We start from the raw sequence: 17316 nt of genomic DNA, 5'->3' as shown, positions 1-17316 counted from the left end.
ATGGAATAATCGGGTGTCGGGACGGGCGACGGTTCCGGCTCCCGCGCGGGAGCGGAACGGGTCGCGGCGCTAAAAGGCGCGGCCGAAATAGGTGAACATCAGGTAGAGCACGATGACGACGCCGCCGAGGAAGATCACCGTCCTCAGCGCGGTGCGTTTGCTGCGCTGGGCGCGTTCGCGCTCGCGTTCCTGCATCCGCAGGAGCCGCTTCTCGCGAATGTACATGCCGGGGCGGTATTCCCCTTCGGCGTAGTCGTCACCGAGGAGCATCCTCCGGCGGGCTTCCCGTTCTTCCGCTTCGGGGTCCCAGTAGCGGGGTTTGTATTCGAACTGGCGCGGTTTGCGCCCGAATCCTTTGAATCCTAACATGGTCTCTGCGTCGTCGATTTTACAAAGCCCGATTATATATTTTGATATACCCATCGGTTTTCATCGATACTTTTTCGGCTCGCGCCGCCCCCGACGGCTGAAAGCCGTCCGGCGCGAAGCCGATAGAGGAAAATAGTCCCCAAATAGGTTTGATAGACCAAAGTATATAATCGGTTTACAAAGATACATATTTCGAACGTTCCGGGACGGGTTTTCATTGTCCGGGAACGTTTTTTCGACAACCCGGGCAAATGCGGCGGCGGGGCGTCCCGAAGGTTTTTACCGGATCGGCGGGTTGATTGCCGCCGGTTCGCCGGCAGGAATGGGGAAGAGGTTGCCGAGGAATTGGAGACGCTGGGTGCCGGTGCCCTGTACGGTCAGCGATGCGCTGGCATTATCGAACACTTCGAACGTCAGTGCATAGTTGCGCCGGTTATACGGTTCACGGGCTTCGACCGTCACCCACGCTTTCTGTTTGCCGGAGGGAACGCCCTCTTGCCGGATGACGGGTTTCAGGGCGGTAAAATAGAACGGCGACCGGTCGGGGTCTAAAATTGTGTTGTACACGTAGCCGTAGTAGGGCAGACTGCATACGAGACTGTCGGGCGTCACGGCGACTTCGTAATAGGTACTCAGTGTGACGTAAGACATGCCGGGCATCTGCGTCACCACGCGCGTGGGAACGAACAGGAACCGCCGGGCCGTAAGGATCGAATCGACGGTGCGGGCCGTGGCGGCGGCCTCTGCGGCTCGCTGCGCCTGACGTGCGCTGCGGCGGCTGCCGCTGTCGGCATGGGCGGCGGTAAGCACGAGGCCGAGGACCAGCCCCCATAAAAGAATTTTCGTTTTCATAACAGACGGAATTTGATCGGGTTTGTCGGATTCGAATGTTGCACAAATTATGCCACCCTTAATTATAACGGTATCGGCAGGCCCGAACGGTATACCGGCGTTCTGCATCCAACCCGAAAACATCCGCACGACCGACAGAAAAGCGGACAGCGAGGTCAAAATTCCCGTTTGCAGTCTTCGCAAAAATAGTGGCAGCGGACGTTGCCCAAAGGGGACATCGTCAGGGCCGCCAATACCGCCGCGCCGATCTTTTTCCACCGGGACGGCCCCTTCAGGCCGTAAACGACATGTTCCGACCCGCAGAACGGACATACCTTCCCTTTCTCTTCCTCCGCCGGAAAACCGAGCACCGCTATCGCTGCCTCGTAATCTTCGTCCGCCACGCCGAGTTTCAATTCACGCTCCTGCGGGGGCGCGTAGGGAATCACGCTGCCGATATATTCGTTCAGCACGCACGCTTCGATACCGGCTTCCTCCAACCGTCCTTTGGCCAGCGAAGCCTCGAACATATCCTGATAAACACCGACTATTTTCATAATTCCGACGAATGGGTTTTCAAGCAAAATACGACATTCTCCCGACAAAAGCAACTCGATACACCCGTGTTCGGCAAGAAATCGGACACAACGCAGTCGTCCGGGAATCAGGGCTATGGATGCGCCCTGTTACGCAGCCGGAACAGGGATGGTATAGCGGTAAAAAATACCGAAACGGAAGGATCGGCTCTCCAAAACAGAACGAAAAGACTCAGGCCATCCAAATCGGGTTCCTGTATTCGGACAACTCCGGGTTGAAACGTTCATTAACTCCGTCGCGCACGGCACGTCTCAACCACCGGTCGCCGAAGCGATAATCGAAACCAGGCAGAAAAAACCCGGAGGGAATATCGTATTTGTCTATCGGAACAGTCAGTACATTGTTTTGATCCGAATATTCCACATAGTTTCCCTCCTCGCACGGACAATAAACCGTGATCGGCGTGCCGCATGTACGGACAGCATAGAGACCGAAATAATGGCTGAATAGAGACCGCTTGCCGGCGAAGATCCGCAAAACAGCGGATCGGTCGGTGTCGCTATCGATTCCGTCGATGTTCTTACCCCATATTTTGAACATACAGGCGGCGATGAGGTCCGTCCGACATCGCTCTTTCAGTTGTCGGGCCAGGGTGTATGCAAAATCGATCAATCGCTCTTTAACGGCGTTATCCTGCGGATGGGCATATCCTTTAATCCCTATACAGAAAGCGGCGGCAAAGTCTTTTACGTCAGGAACGTAATCGTTGGCCCGCAGAAAATACGGGAGAAGACCGTCCTTGAACGGAGCGGATTCCACTGCACGGAAAAGGGTCGCGCCGGAAGAATCCAGAACGATGTCTTCTTGGTCCATTCGTCGGATAAGAGGGAAGATATGATACCGAAACAGGTAAAGTACTGTGTAATAGCGCACTTTATCCCGCACGCAGCGTAGATTCAACAATAATCTCAGACCATGGCATATGAATTTCATCACAGTCGGCAGTATCGGTCGGAAACAGTCGCGGTATCCCGTTTTTACAGTCATCCGGTTTCGGAGAGGCTTTCATGCCGAGATACGGCGGGTCTTACAGAATACCTTCCGAAATAAGAAGCGGACAGGCATGTTTCCATGCCTGTCCGCTTCTCGTGTGACACCGACAGGACTCAAACCTGTAACCTTCTGATCCGTAGTCAGATGCTCTATTCAATTAAGCTACGGTGCCGTTCCGCATCCGGCGTCTCTTCCGGAATGCGGTGCAAAGATATGTATTATTCCGGTTTCTTCCAAACATACTCCGACTATTTTTTCACTCTTCCGGGCGGGAAGCGGCCTTGCGGTCGCGGCTTGTCCGGATCGGTTCTGTCCGAAAAGAGGCGGCGGGAGCAATGCCCCGCCGCCTCTTTGGAAACCGGAACTTGTCCGGAGGCTATTTTTCCTGTTTCAACGCTGCATGAGCGGCGGCCAGGCGTGCGATCGGCACGCGGAACGGCGAGCAGGACACGTAGTTCAGACCGGCATAGTGGCAGAATTCCACGGAGCTGGGTTCGCCGCCGTGTTCGCCGCAGATACCGCACTTCAGCCCTTCGCGGACGCCGCGGCCCTTGAAGACGGCTTCGCGGATCAGCTGGCCTACGCCCTTCACGTCGAGGATCTGGAACGGGTCTTGTTTCAGGATACCTTTCTTGAGGTATTCGGGCAGGAACTTGCCGATGTCGTCGCGCGAGAAGCCGAGGGTCATCTGCGTCAGGTCGTTCGTACCGAACGAGAAGAACTGGGCCACTTCGGCGATTTCGTTGGCCGTTACGGCGGCACGCGGAACTTCGATCATCGTACCGATCAGGTAGTCGATCTTGTCGTTGCGTTCGGCGAACACTTCGTTGGCCGTGGCGTCGATGACTTTCTTCTGGTATTTCAGCTCTTTGTGGTTACCTACGAGCGGAACCATGATCTCGACGTGTACCGGGATGCCTTTCTTTTTCACGTTCATGGCAGCCTCGATAATGGCGCGGGTCTGCATTTCGGTGATTTCGGGGTAGGTGTTACCCAGACGGCAGCCGCGGTGGCCGAGCATCGGGTTCACTTCGGCGAGGGCTTCCACTTTCTCTTTGATCTTTTCGTAGCTTACGCCCATTTCGGCGGCCAGCTCGCGCTGTTCTTTCTCGAAATGGGGCACGAATTCGTGCAGCGGCGGGTCGAGCAGGCGCACGGTCACGGGATTGCCTTCCATCACTTCGAAGAGGCCTTCGAAGTCGCCGCGCTGGATCGGGAGCAGCTTGGCGAGGGCTTTGCGGCGGCCCTGTTCGTCGTCGGCGAGGATCATTTCGCGCACGGCTTTGATGCGGTCGCCTTCGAAGAACATGTGTTCGGTACGGCACAGACCGATACCCTGGGCGCCGAAGGCGAATGCCTGTTTCGCGTCGCGCGGGGTGTCGGCGTTGGCGCGGACTTTCAGGTGGGCGTATTTGTTGGCCAGGTCCATCAGTTTGCCGAAGTCGCCGGAGAGGTCTGCGGCCTGGGTAGCCACTTTGCCTTCGTAAACTTCGCCGGTGGAGCCGTTCAGCGAGATCCAGTCGCCTTCTTTCAGCACGACGTCGCCGATGGTCATGGTGCGGGCCTTGTAGTCCACCTGGATGGCGCCGGCGCCCGATACGCAGCATTTACCCATACCGCGGGCAACGACGGCCGCATGGCTGGTCATACCGCCGCGGGCGGTCAGGATACCGTTGGCGGCGTTCATCCCCTTGAGGTCTTCCGGAGAGGTCTCGATACGCACGAGGATGGTTTCTTTGCCGTTTTCTTTCCAGGCTTCGGCGTCGTCGGCGAAGAAGACGATTTGGCCGGTGGCGGCGCCGGGCGAGGCCGGCAGACCCTTGGTCAGCACTTTGGCTTTCGCGACGGCTTCCTTATCGAATACCGGGTGGAGCAGTTCGTCGAGTTTGGCGGGTTCGACGCGCAGCACGGCGGTCTTTTCGTCGATCAGCCCTTCGGAGAGCATCTCCATGGCCATGCGGACCATCGCTTCGCCGGTACGTTTGCCGGAGCGGGTCTGGAGCATCCACAGTTTGCCGTCCTGGATGGTGAACTCGATATCCTGCATATCCTTGAAGTAGGTTTCGAGGTGGTTCTGGATCTCGTCGAGTTCCTTGTAAACCGCCGGCATCACCTCTTCGAGCGAGGGGTATTTGGCTTTGCGTTCCTCTTCGCCGATGCCCTGGAGTTTGGCCCAGCGGCGCGACCCTTCGATAGTGATCTGCTGCGGGGTGCGGATACCGGCCACTACGTCTTCGCCCTGAGCATTGACGAGGTATTCGCCGTTGAAGATGTTTTCGCCGGTGGCGGCGTCGCGGGTGAAGGCCACCCCGGTGGCGGAGTTGTCGCCCATGTTACCGAACACCATGGCCTGTACGTTCACGGCGGTACCCCATTCGGCCGGGTATTTGTGCATCTGGCGGTAGAGGATGGCGCGTTCGTTCATCCAGCTTTCGAACACGGCGCAGACGGCGCCCCAGAGCTGTTCCCACGGGTCGTTCGGGAAGTCCTTGCCGGTCTGTTTGGTGACGGCGGCTTTGAAGCGGGCCACCATCTCCTTGAGGTCGTCGGCGGTGAATTCGGTGTCGTTCACGATGCCTTTGGCGGCTTTCATCTCGTCGATGATCTCTTCGAACGGGTCATGGTCTTCCTTGGACTGCGGTTTCATACCGAGCACCACGTCGCCGTACATCTGCACGAAACGGCGGTAGGAGTCCCACGCGAAACGGGGGTTGCCGCTGCGTTTGGCCACGGCTTCGACGGCCTGGTCGTTCATACCGAGGTTCAGGATGGTATCCATCATGCCGGGCATCGAGACGCGGGCGCCGGAACGCACGGACATCAGCAGCGGGTTGGTGGTCGAACCGAATTCCATCCCCATCTGCGCTTCGACCTCTTTCATGGCTTTTTCGACGTCGGGTTTGATCATGGCGATCACGCCGTCCTTGCCGTGGGTATAGAATTCGGTACAAACTTCGGTGGTGATGGTGAAACCGGCCGGCACGGGAATGCCGATCAGGTTCATTTCGGCCAGGTTGGCCCCTTTGCCGCCGAGCAGTTCTTTCATCTTGCCGTTTCCTTCGGCTTTTTTGTTACCGAACGAATAGACGCGTTTTACGTTGGACATTTTGTGTTTGGTTTATGAATTAATTGACTGAATATCAAAGTTGTTCAGGCCCCTCCGGACAGAGCCGGCGCGGGGGACTGTCCGCAAATGTACGTTATTTTTCGGGATTTTCATAGCGGTCGCGGCGGTTTTTAAAGGTCTAACGGACGGATTGCGTGCCGGTTCCGGCGAGGCGGTCCCGGCGCGGGAAGTACCGGTTAATTCCGGGATGTTCCCGATAAACTTTACCTGGTTTTATCCATACATCCGGCTTCCGATTCATTTCGGAAACCCGGTTATATACGTTCGATACGCCGAACATGTTCGACGGTAATTCTCCTCTGCCCGTTCCGCGGCGCCGCCGGACCCTCCGGGTCTTTCGCCCGGGGTTGCACCGTCTCATGCCGTCCGGCGCGGAGCCGATAGAGGGAGATTACCCCCGAATCGGTTCGGTATACCCAAGTATCGATCGGGTTCGATTTATTTCGGCCAAGATTATAAGCATATCCGAAGAGATCATCGAAATTATATTATTTTTACGGCCGGAGACTACTGACGCCACACAACGCTAACCCTATCTTAATTTTTCCTGCATGAAAGCCAAACTGTTGTGTGGAACCGCCCTCTGGGCTGCGCTGACTCTGGTCGGCTGCAAAGACAAAACGGCTCCCGAAGAGCCTTACCTGACGACCGATCCCGCCGAAACGATGACTTTCGACGCCGAATCGGCAGTCGGAACATTGACCGTCTCGACCAATCAATCCGTCTGGGACTTCGCCGTCGAGGACGGCAAAGCGTGGTGCACCGCCTCGAAAGGCCAGGGGGGCACCCTGACGATCAAGGCCGACTACAACCGTTCCGATGCGGAACGCACCGCCGTCATCACCCTGACGGCAGGTACCTCGGAACAGAAAGACAAAGCGACCCGTACCGTAACCGTCCGTCAGGCCGGGACGGTCAATCGGGCGGCGCGGCTGCTCGACCGGAACGCTTATTACGAAAAATACCCCTCCGACCTGACGGCGGGCACCTCCGGCAAAACCACCGTGCAGAGTCCGGCCATTCCGCTCTATCATTACGGTTGGGGCGCCGACAACGACTATAAATTCAGCCTCGATTTTCCCGACGCAGGCAGCAAAACCTTCCGGCGGGCCATCCTTTCGTACCGGATGGGCGGGATGAACGGCGGGCCCAACGAGTGGGACTACACCACCATGATCTTCGTCAGGGACAAGACGACCGGCGAGTGGTACGAACTGACGCGGGCCATCACTCCTTACGGGGGCAGCTTCGGCGCTTCGTGGGAAAAATATTTCTACATGGATGTGACCGAGTACCTGCCGATGCTTTCCGGCGCTACGGAGTTCCGCATCTATTTCGACGGCGACTGGGGCGGTCCCGCCTCGACGGCCAGACGGCACACCGTAACCCTCGCTTTCGACCTCTACGAAGGCGAACCGGAACGGAACACGGTCTGGACGGCCAAAGTTTACGACAGCCACGAGAACGACAACACGGGCTACCGGAGGTGGGGCTACGGTTTTTCGGGCGAAAACGACATCGAAGGGGCCGCGCGGCTGGGCGAACGCACCTTTACGGTTCCGGCCGACGTGAAAAGCATCGAGATGAAAGTGACTTTCACCGGTTACGGGCACGACCAGGGTACCTTTCCGGACCGGACGGGCTACCGGACCAACAACTGCGCCGAATTCGACGAAAACACCTACAAGGTCAGGGTCAACGGCACGGAGGCCGCATACCCCGGTATTATTTTCGTGGAATGCGGGGGCAACTATTCGCAGGCGGGGACTTACCAGTACGACCGGGCCAACTTCTGTCCGGGCAATCCGGCGATCGTCCATTACTGGCGTATTCTGGACGTGCCGGAAGGCGGCGGGAACCTGACGCTGGACCTCGACCTCGAACGTTTCGTTTCCCAGTTCAACGGGCCTAAGGACGACAGCGGGGTTGCCTCGTATTTCGTGGAAGTCGATCTGTTCGGATTCGACCGGTAACCGGAAGGCGGTCGCCGGGCCGATATGCGGAGAGGGCGCGATGTCGAATACATCGCGCCCTCTCGCCCAATAACGGCGTCGTCCGGCGTTTATTCGCCGAAATGCTTGTGCAGGCTTTTCAGTTCGAACGAAAAGAGAGCCATCGAGATGCCTGCCACGAGGAACGAAACGCCGACCCAGATCACCACCGCTTCGATGCCGAACAACAGCGGCTGCGCCAGGATCATGACCGAGCAGATCAGCAACAGGATGCCGACGAACAGCGTCCAGCCTCCGCCGGGTACTTTCAGCGACATCAGGTCGCTGCCCGACCCGATCAGTCCGAAGCTGCGGAACATCAGCCAGAACCCGAGGAACAGGGGCAGCGTGGCGGCCGAAATCGAAGGATAGCAGATCAGCAACAGGCCGATCAGCAGTTCCACGATACCGCCGGCCCACAGCCATCCGCGGCCGATGACCGCATTGGTGTTGGAGGCCGCGAGCGCGATATTGACCGCTCCGGACACCAGGATCAGGATGGCGAACGTCACCGACATGGCCACATAACTGAGTCCGGGATAAGTGAAAATGAGCATCCCGACCACGAACACCGCGATCCCCAGCAACAGGAGCAGCCACCAGTTTTTCACCGCGCGGCGCGAGCTTTCTATCCGCGACATGAATACGTCTTGCATGATATTTTGATTTTTAGTGAATAATCGACCGAGAATAAGAAAACGCAAGAATTATGCCAAGCCGCCGGTGCATGAACATCCTGTCCGGGATCGGGGTGGGACATGCATTCCGGCCTCGAACCGGCCGGTCATCCGAAAAACGGGAACGAATCGAATGGGCATGTTACCGGTTCCCGATTATATACTTTGGTATACCGAACCTATTCGGTGATCATCTCCCTCTATCGGCTCCGCGCCGAACGGCATGAGGCGGTACAAACCCGGGCAAAAGACCCGGAGGGTCCGGCGCGAGCCGAAAAACGCCGGTGAAAATTAATGGTATATCAAAGTATATAATCGGGTAAGGTAATTATATATTATTGGGTAAGTATATATGATTTTACCCAAAATCGGATAACGATCTCCCTACACGGCCCTGCGGTGCCGCTCGGCACAGGGGACCGGGGCTTTCTCTGCTTAAGGGGGTGGGTGCGGGCTGAAATGTGCTGAGAATCAAGTACTCATATAAATTTTCGGGTAAAGCCGTATGCAGTAACCTTACCGTATGCGCGACGAAAGACAGGACCTGCGATGCCTGTCGTACCTCTGCCAGCCGTCGCCCGACCGGAATACGGCCGCCTGACAAAATTGCAGTCCGGCATCTCTTGGCGACAGCCGATCCGCAAAAAAACTTATCTTTGCGAAGATAACTATGGAACTGCAAAGCGTTAAACAGCGATTCGGCATCATCGGCAACACGCCGGCGCTGAATCGGGCACTGGAAGTGGCCCTGCGCGTGGCTCCCACCGACCTCAGCGTGCTGATCAGCGGCGAGAGCGGCGTGGGCAAGGAATTTTTTCCCCAGATCATCCACGCGTACAGCGCCCGCAAACACGGAAACTATATCGCCGTGAACTGCGGCGCCATTCCGGAAGGCACCATCGACAGCGAACTGTTCGGCCACGAAAAAGGTTCTTTCACGGGAGCCACCGACAGCCGGAAAGGATATTTCGAGGTGGCCGACGGGGGAACCATCTTCCTCGACGAGGTGGGCGAGCTGCCGCTCACCACTCAGGTACGTCTGCTGCGCGTGCTCCAGAGCGGCGAGTTTATCCGGGTCGGTTCGTCCAAGGCGCAGAAAACCAACGTACGCGTGGTGGCGGCCACCAATGTGAACCTGCGGCAGGCCGTCGAGGCCGGGCGGTTCCGCGAAGACCTTTACTACCGCCTCAATACCGTCCCGATCGCCGTGCCGCCGCTCCGCGACCGGCAGGGGGACATCCACCTGCTGTTCCGCAAGTTCGCCACCGACATCGCGGCGCAGTACCACATGCCGCCGATCGGCCTGACGCACCAGGCGCGGCTGATGCTCGAAAGTTACCGGTGGCCGGGCAATGTCCGACAGTTGAAGAATGTCGCCGAACAGATTTCGGCGGTCGAAGAAAAACGGGAAATCGACCCCGACATCCTGATGCGCTACCTGCCCGATTATACGGCTGCGGCCACCCAGCTGGTGCCGATGCCTGCCGCGCACGGAGGGGGAGGCGAATTTGCGAATGCCACCGAACGGGACATCCTTTATAAACTGCTGTTCGACCTGCGCGGCGAAGTGTCGGAACTGAAAGGGATGGTGGCGGAGCTGGCGGCGAACCAGCATTCGGGCGGAGGGCACGCCATCTCCTATCCCGCATCGCTTCCGGTCAAGATCGGCGAACAGATACTGCCGTCCGCCTTCGCTCAGCCGCGGAACGGTTCATATATAGAAACGGCAGCGGAAGAGGTTACCGCGGACGACGCGCCGGAGGCCGGACAGGCCCCGCAAACCAAAGAAGAGGCGCAGCGCGAAGCGATCGTACAGGCCCTGCGCAAATACCGCGGCAAACGCAAGGAGGCGGCACGGGAACTGTTCATCTCGGAGCGCACCCTTTACCGGAAAATCAAGGAACTCGGTATCCGGGATGAAGACATACGTTTTTAGAGCCTTGCGGTTTACAGAACCTTTTAAATGCCGTCGAAATGAGCCGAAATGATTCGGCCGCCTTATACGATTTACGAGGCTGGGGATGAGATTCGGCAAAAATCGTTTCGGTTCCGTCCCTAAGCTAAGTTACGATCGCTCCCGTTCCCCCGCAGGTTGCGTTCCTGGACAAACAACCGTACGGTTCGCGTTAGCGGGCGGGCCGAACGTCTCCCCCACGGGAGGCCCGGTGCCGCCGGGCACTCCAGCTGGGCTGCAACTACCCGTGGTCTTCCGGGCGCCCGACCGTAGGGATAACCGTAGGGTTATTCGACAAGGCGAATATCGCGACCTTCAGGTCGCGCGGGCCGCAGCCTCCCGCAGCGGAGGCCCGCTCACTCGCAATGCTCGTTCACGGTCTCCGCAGGCTGCGACCCTATGGAAGAAACCGTACGATTAAAAAATCCGCGTTAGCGGGCGGGCCGGACGCCTCCCCCACGGGAGGCCCGGTGCCGCCGGGCACTCCGACCGGGCTGCAACTACCCGTGGTCTTCCGGACGCCCGACCGTAGAAATAATTGTACATTTGTTTATCCAAAGTACAGCCAGCGGGGAACGGGGTGCTTACAGCCCGGCTCGGATGCCGGGCGATACCGAATCCTCGCCGTTATCCGCGCCGACGCAGAGCAACCGATACCGCCGGCCCGAACATATTGTCCATACAGTAATGTAACCGGCTATACCAGTCCGAACCGCATTATCCATACAGACCGCCATGAGCGCCAATCGTACCAGCGCAGGAAACGAATACTACTATATCGACCAGAGCCGCCCCGTCCATATATGGCGCGTGCTGCTCGACATCCTGCTCGTACTGCTGACCGTCGGTCTCGGCGCCGCGCTGGTCATGGCCTACCTCTCCACCGGCATCAGTCCCGAACGGAACTGGGTCTTCGCCTTTTTCGGCCTCGGCGCGCCCTTTCTGTTCCTCGGCAACCTCGTCCTGTTCCTGGTATGGGTCATCCGCTGGAGATGGTGGGCGCTCGTGCCCGGCCTGACCCTGCTCGCCGGCATCGGACACCTCGGTACGCTGGTACAGGCGGACATCCGGAAAGACTACCGAAAGGAAGAAGACGCCGGAGCCATCGCCGCCCGGCGTAAAGATCCCTCCCGGCTCGCCGTGCTGACCTATAACGTGCACGGGTTCACTTACGGCCAGACCCGGCACGAAGGCTACCTGCGCACCGTGGACAGCGTCGCCGCCTATATCCGGCGGTTGCAGCCCGACGTGATCTGTTTTCAGGAATACGAAACCATGCAGCCCTCCGACGTGAGGCGTATCGACAGCCTATACCGCGACTGGCCTTACCGCGCTTACAATTTTGTTTACGGCGGAGAGGGCGATGTCGGATACGGGACCGCCGTATTCAGCCGCCTGCCCATCCTGGAGGCCCGGCGGACGATTTTCGAACACTCCGCCAACTCGCTGCTCCGCGCCGACCTGCTGACGCCCGGCGGCGATACCCTGCGGCTGTTCAACAACCACCTGCAATCCACCCAGGTCGATGAACGGAGCCAGTCGCGCGTCGAACACCTCGAAGTCCGGGGCGAAGAGGGCACCCGGCAGTTCGTCCGCAGCCTCGGTTCGCGCCTGCGGGCCAACTATCGGCGTCGGGCCGTACAGGTCGATACCGTTTCGGCCCAAATCGCCGCGTCGCCCCACCCGGCGGTCGTGGTCGGCGACTTCAACGATACTCCCGTATCCTATACCTACAAAAAGATGCGCGGCGGGTTGGAAGACCCCTTCATCAACGCCGGCAACGGCTTTGCCTACACCTACAACCGCCTTTTTTCGATGCTCCGCATCGACTACGTTTTCCACTCCCCGCTGTTCGAAACCGAGGCTTACCGCTCCGACGACCTGCCGTGGTCGGACCACAATCCCGTTTTCGTGCGGATGCGGCGGGCGGAACCTGCGGCCGGACAATAAAACCCGCCGTTTTCGTGTTTTTCAGTTATTATCCGGTTCCGCATACAGGGGGGCCGGCGACCGCCTCCGGAAAGAGGACGAAAGCATACCGGCCGCCGTACCGCCGCCGGGACGGAAAACAAGCGGAAACCAATCCAACCAAATATGGAAACAACGAAACTCAGAACCGACATCGAAGCCGTTTGGGACGACCGCTCCCTGCTCGGAACCGAACGATCGCAGGCAGCCATCCGGCAGGTGATCGAACTGCTGGACAAAGGGCGGCTGCGTACCGCCGAACCTCTGGACGACGGCACATGGCGGGTCAATGAATGGGTCAAGAAAGCCGTCATTCTCTACTTCCCGATTCAGAAAATGCGGAAGATGGGCTGCGGCGACATCGAATTTTTCGACAAGATGGAGACGAAACAGGACTTTGAGGCGCTCGGCGTGCGCGTGGTACCTAACGGAGTGGCCCGCTACGGCTCGTATCTGGCGCCGGGAGTCATCATGATGCCCTCCTACGTGAATATCGGCGCGTATGTCGATTCGGGGACGATGGTCGATACGTGGGCTACGGTCGGGTCGTGCGCCCAGATCGGCAAAGGCGTCCACCTCTCCGGCGGAGTCGGTATCGGCGGGGTGCTGGAACCCGTCCAGGCCGCTCCGGTGATCGTCGAAGACCACTGCTTCGTCGGGTCGAGGTGCATCGTCGTCGAAGGGGCGCACATCGGCGCCGAAGCGGTGCTCGGAGCCAACGTGGTCATTACCGGTTCCACCAAAATCATCGACGTCACCGGTCCGGAGCCGGTACAGTACAAGGGATACGTGCCCCCTCGCTCGGTGGTGATCCCCGGCTCGTACACCAAACGCTATCCGGCCGGAGAGTACCAGGTTCCCTGCGCCCTGATTATCGGGCAGCGCAAGGAGTCCACCGACCGCAAAACCAGCCTGAACGACGCCCTGCGCGATTTCGGCGTATCGGCCTGACCCTGTGCGGCCCCGGCTATACGCAGCGAGCGACATACGCGGCATTGCCCTGTCCCGATTGTATTAAAGCGACTATACGCGGCTTCCGGGTCGGGTCGTACCCGGTTATCTTTATTTTCGAAACCCGGTTATATACTTTGATATACCAACTTATTCGGTGATCATCTCCCGCTATCAGCCCGGCGCCGGACGGTATAAGACGGTGCAAACCGGGGTCTTTTGCGAGGCGCCATACCCGATTCAGGCAACGCCTCAGAGCCGATAGCAACAGGTTTGGCATACCCAAATATACAATCGGCCAAGATTATTATCTTGATAAAACTCGGAGACCTGCTTACCGGTTCCCCGAACGAGAACGATTGCCCGCGGCGCCCCGTCCCGTTCCGCCCGGCAGCGAAGGTTCCGGCAGGGAAACCTGTTCCCGGACAAGGATCGTCGCCCTGTCCCGTGCGCCCGTCATCGGATCGACCGCCTCGACCGTATTTTCGCCCTGCCGCAGCGGCGCCTTTTCCCAGACGAAACGCCCCAGGCCGTCGTTGGTGCGCAGCCCCTGGGAAACGCCGTTTACGAACAGCTCCACGTCCTTTTGGTTGGAGAAGACGCGCAGTGTCCCGCGCGGCCCGTTCCATACCTCCCTGCGCTTGTCGGCGATGTGGACGAACGCTTCGGCCGTGTTCCAGTTAGCCTTGTAAAAATAGAAAGCGTCCTTGCGCACGCTGCGGTCGAACGTGACCAGCCCGTAATCCGCCACGCCGGGTCGCGCCCCGTCGGTGCGGTGCGCCGCGCCGTAATCGAACATCGTCCAAACGAACGTCCCCCAGAAACGAGGCTTCGCGGCGATCGCGGCCCAATAGACCTCGTGGAACCGGGTCTGCCATTGTTCCGGATGCCACGCCCCGGCGAAATCGGGACGCACGAGGCTGTCGGCCCACTGGTAAATGCTTCCTCCCGCGCCGTATTCGCTCACCCCGCTGCGGAGTTCCGGAAACCCGGCCCGCAGGTCGGCGGCCCATCCGGCGAAATCTTCGGGCTGTCCCGAAGTCCACCCCATAAACTGGTTGAAACCGATCAGGTCGGTAACGAAATTCAGGTCGCCGTCCTGATTGCTGGCCGCCGTCGTCAGCCGTCCGCCCCCCTCTTCCCGGGCGATCTTGTCCAGTTCGCGCACCAGCGCCAGCGGATCGTCGCCGCGCTGGGTAAGCTGGTCGAAAACGCCCCACCAGACGACGCTGGGATGGTTGTATTGCTGGCAGATCATTTCCCGCATCTGCCGCCGGGCGTTTTCCCAAAAAGTTTCGCTGTCGTTGAATCCCTTGCCGCGGTAGTGTCCGGCCCCGACCAGCGGGATTTCGCTCCAGACCAGTATCCCGGCCCGGTCGCAGAGGTCGAGGAAACAGGGGTCGTTCGGGAAATAGGCGCAGCGCACGGCATTGACCCCCATCTCTTTCATCAGTTCCACGTCGCGCCGGTGATTCCGGGGTCGCAGGGCGTTCCCGATGCCGTCCCAATCCTCGATCCGGCAAACGCCCTGTATCCGCAGCGGCTTCCCGTTCAGCAGAAAGCGGTTCGAATCGTCCACCGAGAACCAACGCACGCCGAAACTCTGCCGTACGGTATCGCAGCCGCCGGAGCCGCTCACTCGCGCCTCCATATCGTAAAGATACGGGTCGTCCGGACACCACAGGCGGGGCTGCGGGAGCGGGAACGAGGCGCCCACCTCGCTGCGGCCGCCCTCGTCGAGCTTGACGCGCCGGGTCAGCGAATCGAGCGTATTCCCTTCGCCGTCGCGCAGGATGAAAGCGACTACGGCGATCTCCCCGCCGCTGCCGCGCACGTCGGCCAGGACATTGATGTCGGCCGCTTCGGCGGAAACCTGCGTCGGGGTGACGTACAGGCCGCAGGAGCCGTGGTCGTCCAGCGCGATATGCGTGGCGGGGGTCGCGATCAGCTCGACGCCGCGGTAGAGGCCGCCGTATATGTTGAAGTCTCCGGCGATCGGCGGCAGGTCCAGATCGGGGGCATTATTGACCCGTACCCAGAAGATATTGCGTCCGCCGAAGTTCACGTACCGGGTGATCTCCCAGGCGAAGGCGGAGTAACCGCCGGCATGCCGGCCGACATGTTTGCCGTTCACGTAAAGGTCGCAGACGGAGTTCGCTCCGCCGAAGCGCAGGAAGAGACGGCGTCCCTGCCATTTTCCGGGTATCTCGACGGCTTTGAGGTAACCGCCCAGGCCGCGGTAGTAGTCGGGTTTGCCGCCGAGGGCGTCGGCGTTCCAGGTGTGGGGCAGGTTCACGGGCTGTCCGGGAGCGGAGAGGTCGGTTTCCCAGCCGGGGGTATAGCTCCAGCCGCGGTCGAGGGAGACGCTCAGCCGCTGGCCCCGTGCGGCGGCGATGGCCAGCAGGCAGACTGTCAGGGCGAGAATCGTTTTTTTCATGGCTTTGCGGGTCGTGTTTCGCAAAGATACGAAAAGCGTCGGCCAATATTTCGGCGGGAAAACGGATTTTCACAGAGGGGGACAGAACCGGCCGGCCCGATTTTTATTGGCGACTATCGATTACACAAGTTTTCCGACACGCCTGTTTCGGCTCGGCGCCGGACGGCTTCCAGCCGTCGGGGGGGGGCGGCGCGAGCCGAAAAATCATACAGTGTAAAAAATAGTATATAATTACCTGGGAAATATATCCGATCTTATCCAAAATCGGGAATGCTGACCATTCTTATAAAACATGAAACGACATCTGATATTCGGCATGGCGGGGTTATTCCTGCCGGGCGGCTGCCGCTCCCCGCAGCCGCGGCTGCTCAGCGACTGTTTCGAACGCAGCGAAACCGTCGGGATGCAGTCGCTGCGCCGACGCATTCCGCGCGAATACGACAACAGCCTGACGGCCGTTATCCTGAAAATCCATCAGCGTTAGCAGCTTTTTCGTTACCTTTGCGGAAATCAAGACTTTTCGTTGGGTTATGACTGTTAAGGAACGCTTCGCGGGGATCATCGGCTGGTTCTCGGAAAACATGCCGGAGGCGGAAACGGAGCTGCACTACCGCACGCCGTACGAACTGCTGGTGGCGGTGATGCTGTCGGCGCAGTGCACGGACAAACGGGTGAATCTGGTGACGCCGGCCCTGTTCGGGCGTTTCCCCACTTCGCGCGACCTGGCGGCGGCCGAGCCGGACGAAGTGTTCGAATACGTGAAGTCGGTCTCTTACCCGAATTCGAAGGCGGAACATCTGGTCATGATGGCCCGCAGACTGGAAGAGGTGTACGGAGGCCGCGTGCCGGACACGGTGGAGGAGCTGACGACGCTTCAGGGCGTGGGACGCAAAACGGCGAACGTAATGGTGTCGGTGGCGTTCAAAAAACCGGCGATGGCGGTGGATACGCACGTGTTCCGGGTGGCGGAGCGGATCGGCCTGACGACGAACTCGAAGAATCCGTTGCAGACGGAACGGGCGTTGGTGGCGCACATTCCGCGGGAGTTGCTGGGGACGGCTCACCACTGGCTGATCCTGCACGGGCGTTATGTCTGCACGGCCCGGACGCCGCACTGCGACGCGTGCGGCATAGCGCCGTGGTGCCGTCAGCGGCAACGGGAGCTGAAAGCTTCGATGAAAAAGGCGGCTACAAAAACGGCCTGACCGGGAACGGGTCGCACACCCGGGAAGACCGAGTAGTTACGGCCCGATGCTTCGCAGGCCACGGCCTTGGGCAAAAAACGTACGGTTTAATGGCAAAGACAGGCTTTGCGCCCTTTAGGTCGCGCGGGCCGCAGCCTCCCGCAGCCTCCCGCAGCCTCCCGCAGCCTCCCGCAGCGGAGGCCCGCAAAACCAATCGCTCGCGCGATTGCTGCGTTC

Annotated in this window: 13 protein-coding genes and 1 tRNA gene; 6 read left to right on the top strand and 8 right to left on the bottom strand. The window is 59.4% G+C overall.

The genetic code is table 11. The annotated features are described in order from the left end of the window. Positions 1–69: 69 nt before the first annotated feature. The 6 genes from RIKMI_RS14210 to ppdK all read right to left on the bottom strand — a co-directional run bounded on the left by RIKMI_RS14210 (position 70) and on the right by ppdK (position 5896). Positions 70–369 carry a hypothetical protein gene (locus RIKMI_RS14210; RefSeq protein WP_147288445.1) on the bottom strand — a complete coding sequence of 100 codons (300 nt, stop codon included), beginning with the start codon at positions 367–369 and terminating at the stop codon, positions 70–72. 279 nt (positions 370–648) lie between these two features. Next, positions 649–1221 (bottom strand): DUF4251 domain-containing protein, encoded by a 573-nt coding sequence (locus RIKMI_RS15005; protein ID WP_027290339.1) that lies wholly within the window; start codon positions 1219–1221, stop codon positions 649–651. Between the two features lie 155 nt (positions 1222–1376). After that, on the bottom strand, positions 1377–1757 hold the full coding sequence (locus RIKMI_RS14205) for a putative signal transducing protein (protein ID WP_051214276.1): 381 nt from the start codon (positions 1755–1757) through the stop codon (positions 1377–1379). Positions 1758–1968: 211 nt separating this feature from the next. Then, complete coding sequence (locus RIKMI_RS0102800; protein WP_027290338.1) at positions 1969–2610, bottom strand: BTB/POZ domain-containing protein; 642 nt, start codon at positions 2608–2610, stop codon at positions 1969–1971. A 278-nt stretch (positions 2611–2888) separates the two neighbouring features. Then, positions 2889–2962: transfer RNA gene (locus RIKMI_RS0102795), tRNA-Arg, on the bottom strand. 204 nt (positions 2963–3166) lie between these two features. Continuing rightward, positions 3167–5896 carry a pyruvate, phosphate dikinase gene (gene ppdK, locus RIKMI_RS0102790; protein ID WP_027290337.1) on the bottom strand — a complete coding sequence of 910 codons (2730 nt, stop codon included), beginning with the start codon at positions 5894–5896 and terminating at the stop codon, positions 3167–3169. A 572-nt stretch (positions 5897–6468) separates the two neighbouring features. Here ppdK and RIKMI_RS0102775 point away from each other — a divergent pair. Continuing rightward, positions 6469–7890: a BACON domain-containing protein gene (locus tag RIKMI_RS0102775; protein WP_027290335.1), complete on the top strand. Its 1422-nt coding sequence runs from the start codon at positions 6469–6471 to the stop codon at positions 7888–7890. Positions 7891–7979: 89 nt separating this feature from the next. Here RIKMI_RS0102775 and RIKMI_RS0102770 read toward each other — a convergent pair whose 3' ends face one another. Continuing rightward, positions 7980–8564 (bottom strand): HdeD family acid-resistance protein, encoded by a 585-nt coding sequence (locus RIKMI_RS0102770; protein WP_051214274.1) that lies wholly within the window; start codon positions 8562–8564, stop codon positions 7980–7982. Between the two features lie 691 nt (positions 8565–9255). On the opposite strand from RIKMI_RS0102770, the gene RIKMI_RS0102760 reads away from it, so the two are divergent. The 3 genes from RIKMI_RS0102760 (at position 9256) to RIKMI_RS0102750 (ending at position 13458) form a co-directional block, all read left to right on the top strand. After that, positions 9256–10521, top strand: a complete 1266-nt coding sequence (locus RIKMI_RS0102760) for a sigma-54 interaction domain-containing protein (RefSeq protein ID WP_027290332.1) — start codon at positions 9256–9258, stop codon at positions 10519–10521. 753 nt (positions 10522–11274) lie between these two features. Beyond that, complete coding sequence (locus RIKMI_RS0102755) at positions 11275–12489, top strand: endonuclease/exonuclease/phosphatase family protein (protein WP_027290331.1); 1215 nt, start codon at positions 11275–11277, stop codon at positions 12487–12489. 144 nt (positions 12490–12633) lie between these two features. Beyond that, positions 12634–13458: a 2,3,4,5-tetrahydropyridine-2,6-dicarboxylate N-succinyltransferase gene (locus tag RIKMI_RS0102750; protein ID WP_027290330.1), complete on the top strand. Its 825-nt coding sequence runs from the start codon at positions 12634–12636 to the stop codon at positions 13456–13458. Between the two features lie 334 nt (positions 13459–13792). Here the strand turns inward: RIKMI_RS0102750 and RIKMI_RS12810 are convergent, their stop codons facing one another. Continuing rightward, positions 13793–15895: a glycoside hydrolase family 2 protein gene (locus RIKMI_RS12810; protein ID WP_051214272.1), complete on the bottom strand. Its 2103-nt coding sequence runs from the start codon at positions 15893–15895 to the stop codon at positions 13793–13795. A gap of 292 nt (positions 15896–16187) precedes the next feature. Here RIKMI_RS12810 and RIKMI_RS0102740 point away from each other — a divergent pair, with 292 nt between their 5' ends. Next, positions 16188–16379: a hypothetical protein gene (locus RIKMI_RS0102740; protein ID WP_027290329.1), complete on the top strand. Its 192-nt coding sequence runs from the start codon at positions 16188–16190 to the stop codon at positions 16377–16379. A 46-nt stretch (positions 16380–16425) separates the two neighbouring features. After that, entirely contained in the window at positions 16426–17100 is a 675-nt protein-coding gene (gene nth, locus RIKMI_RS0102735) for an endonuclease III (RefSeq protein WP_027290328.1), read from the top strand. The last annotated feature ends 216 nt before the right edge of the window (positions 17101–17316 follow it).

This window comes from Rikenella microfusus DSM 15922 (assembly GCF_000427365.1).
Lineage (GTDB): Bacteria > Bacteroidota > Bacteroidia > Bacteroidales > Rikenellaceae > Rikenella > Rikenella microfusus.
Note: the sequence above shows the minus strand (reverse complement) of the source record. Positions and strands in the feature narration are given on the sequence as shown.

Bases quoted from the DNA above. Each gene is read 5' to 3' on its own strand.
- RIKMI_RS14210 (WP_147288445.1), bottom strand. From the start codon at position 369: ATGTTAGGATTCAAAGGATTCGGGCGCAAACCGCGCCAGTTCGAATAC.
- RIKMI_RS15005 (WP_027290339.1), bottom strand. From the start codon at position 1,221: ATGAAAACGAAAATTCTTTTATGGGGGCTGGTCCTCGGCCTCGTGCTT.
- RIKMI_RS14205 (WP_051214276.1), bottom strand. From the start codon at position 1,757: ATGAAAATAGTCGGTGTTTATCAGGATATGTTCGAGGCTTCGCTGGCC.
- RIKMI_RS0102800 (WP_027290338.1), bottom strand. From the start codon at position 2,610: ATGGACCAAGAAGACATCGTTCTGGATTCTTCCGGCGCGACCCTTTTC.
- ppdK (WP_027290337.1), bottom strand. From the start codon at position 5,896: ATGTCCAACGTAAAACGCGTCTATTCGTTCGGTAACAAAAAAGCCGAA.
- RIKMI_RS0102775 (WP_027290335.1), top strand. From the start codon at position 6,469: ATGAAAGCCAAACTGTTGTGTGGAACCGCCCTCTGGGCTGCGCTGACT.
- RIKMI_RS0102770 (WP_051214274.1), bottom strand. From the start codon at position 8,564: ATGCAAGACGTATTCATGTCGCGGATAGAAAGCTCGCGCCGCGCGGTG.
- RIKMI_RS0102760 (WP_027290332.1), top strand. From the start codon at position 9,256: ATGGAACTGCAAAGCGTTAAACAGCGATTCGGCATCATCGGCAACACG.
- RIKMI_RS0102755 (WP_027290331.1), top strand. From the start codon at position 11,275: ATGAGCGCCAATCGTACCAGCGCAGGAAACGAATACTACTATATCGAC.
- RIKMI_RS0102750 (WP_027290330.1), top strand. From the start codon at position 12,634: ATGGAAACAACGAAACTCAGAACCGACATCGAAGCCGTTTGGGACGAC.
- RIKMI_RS12810 (WP_051214272.1), bottom strand. From the start codon at position 15,895: ATGAAAAAAACGATTCTCGCCCTGACAGTCTGCCTGCTGGCCATCGCC.
- RIKMI_RS0102740 (WP_027290329.1), top strand. From the start codon at position 16,188: ATGAAACGACATCTGATATTCGGCATGGCGGGGTTATTCCTGCCGGGC.
- nth (WP_027290328.1), top strand. From the start codon at position 16,426: ATGACTGTTAAGGAACGCTTCGCGGGGATCATCGGCTGGTTCTCGGAA.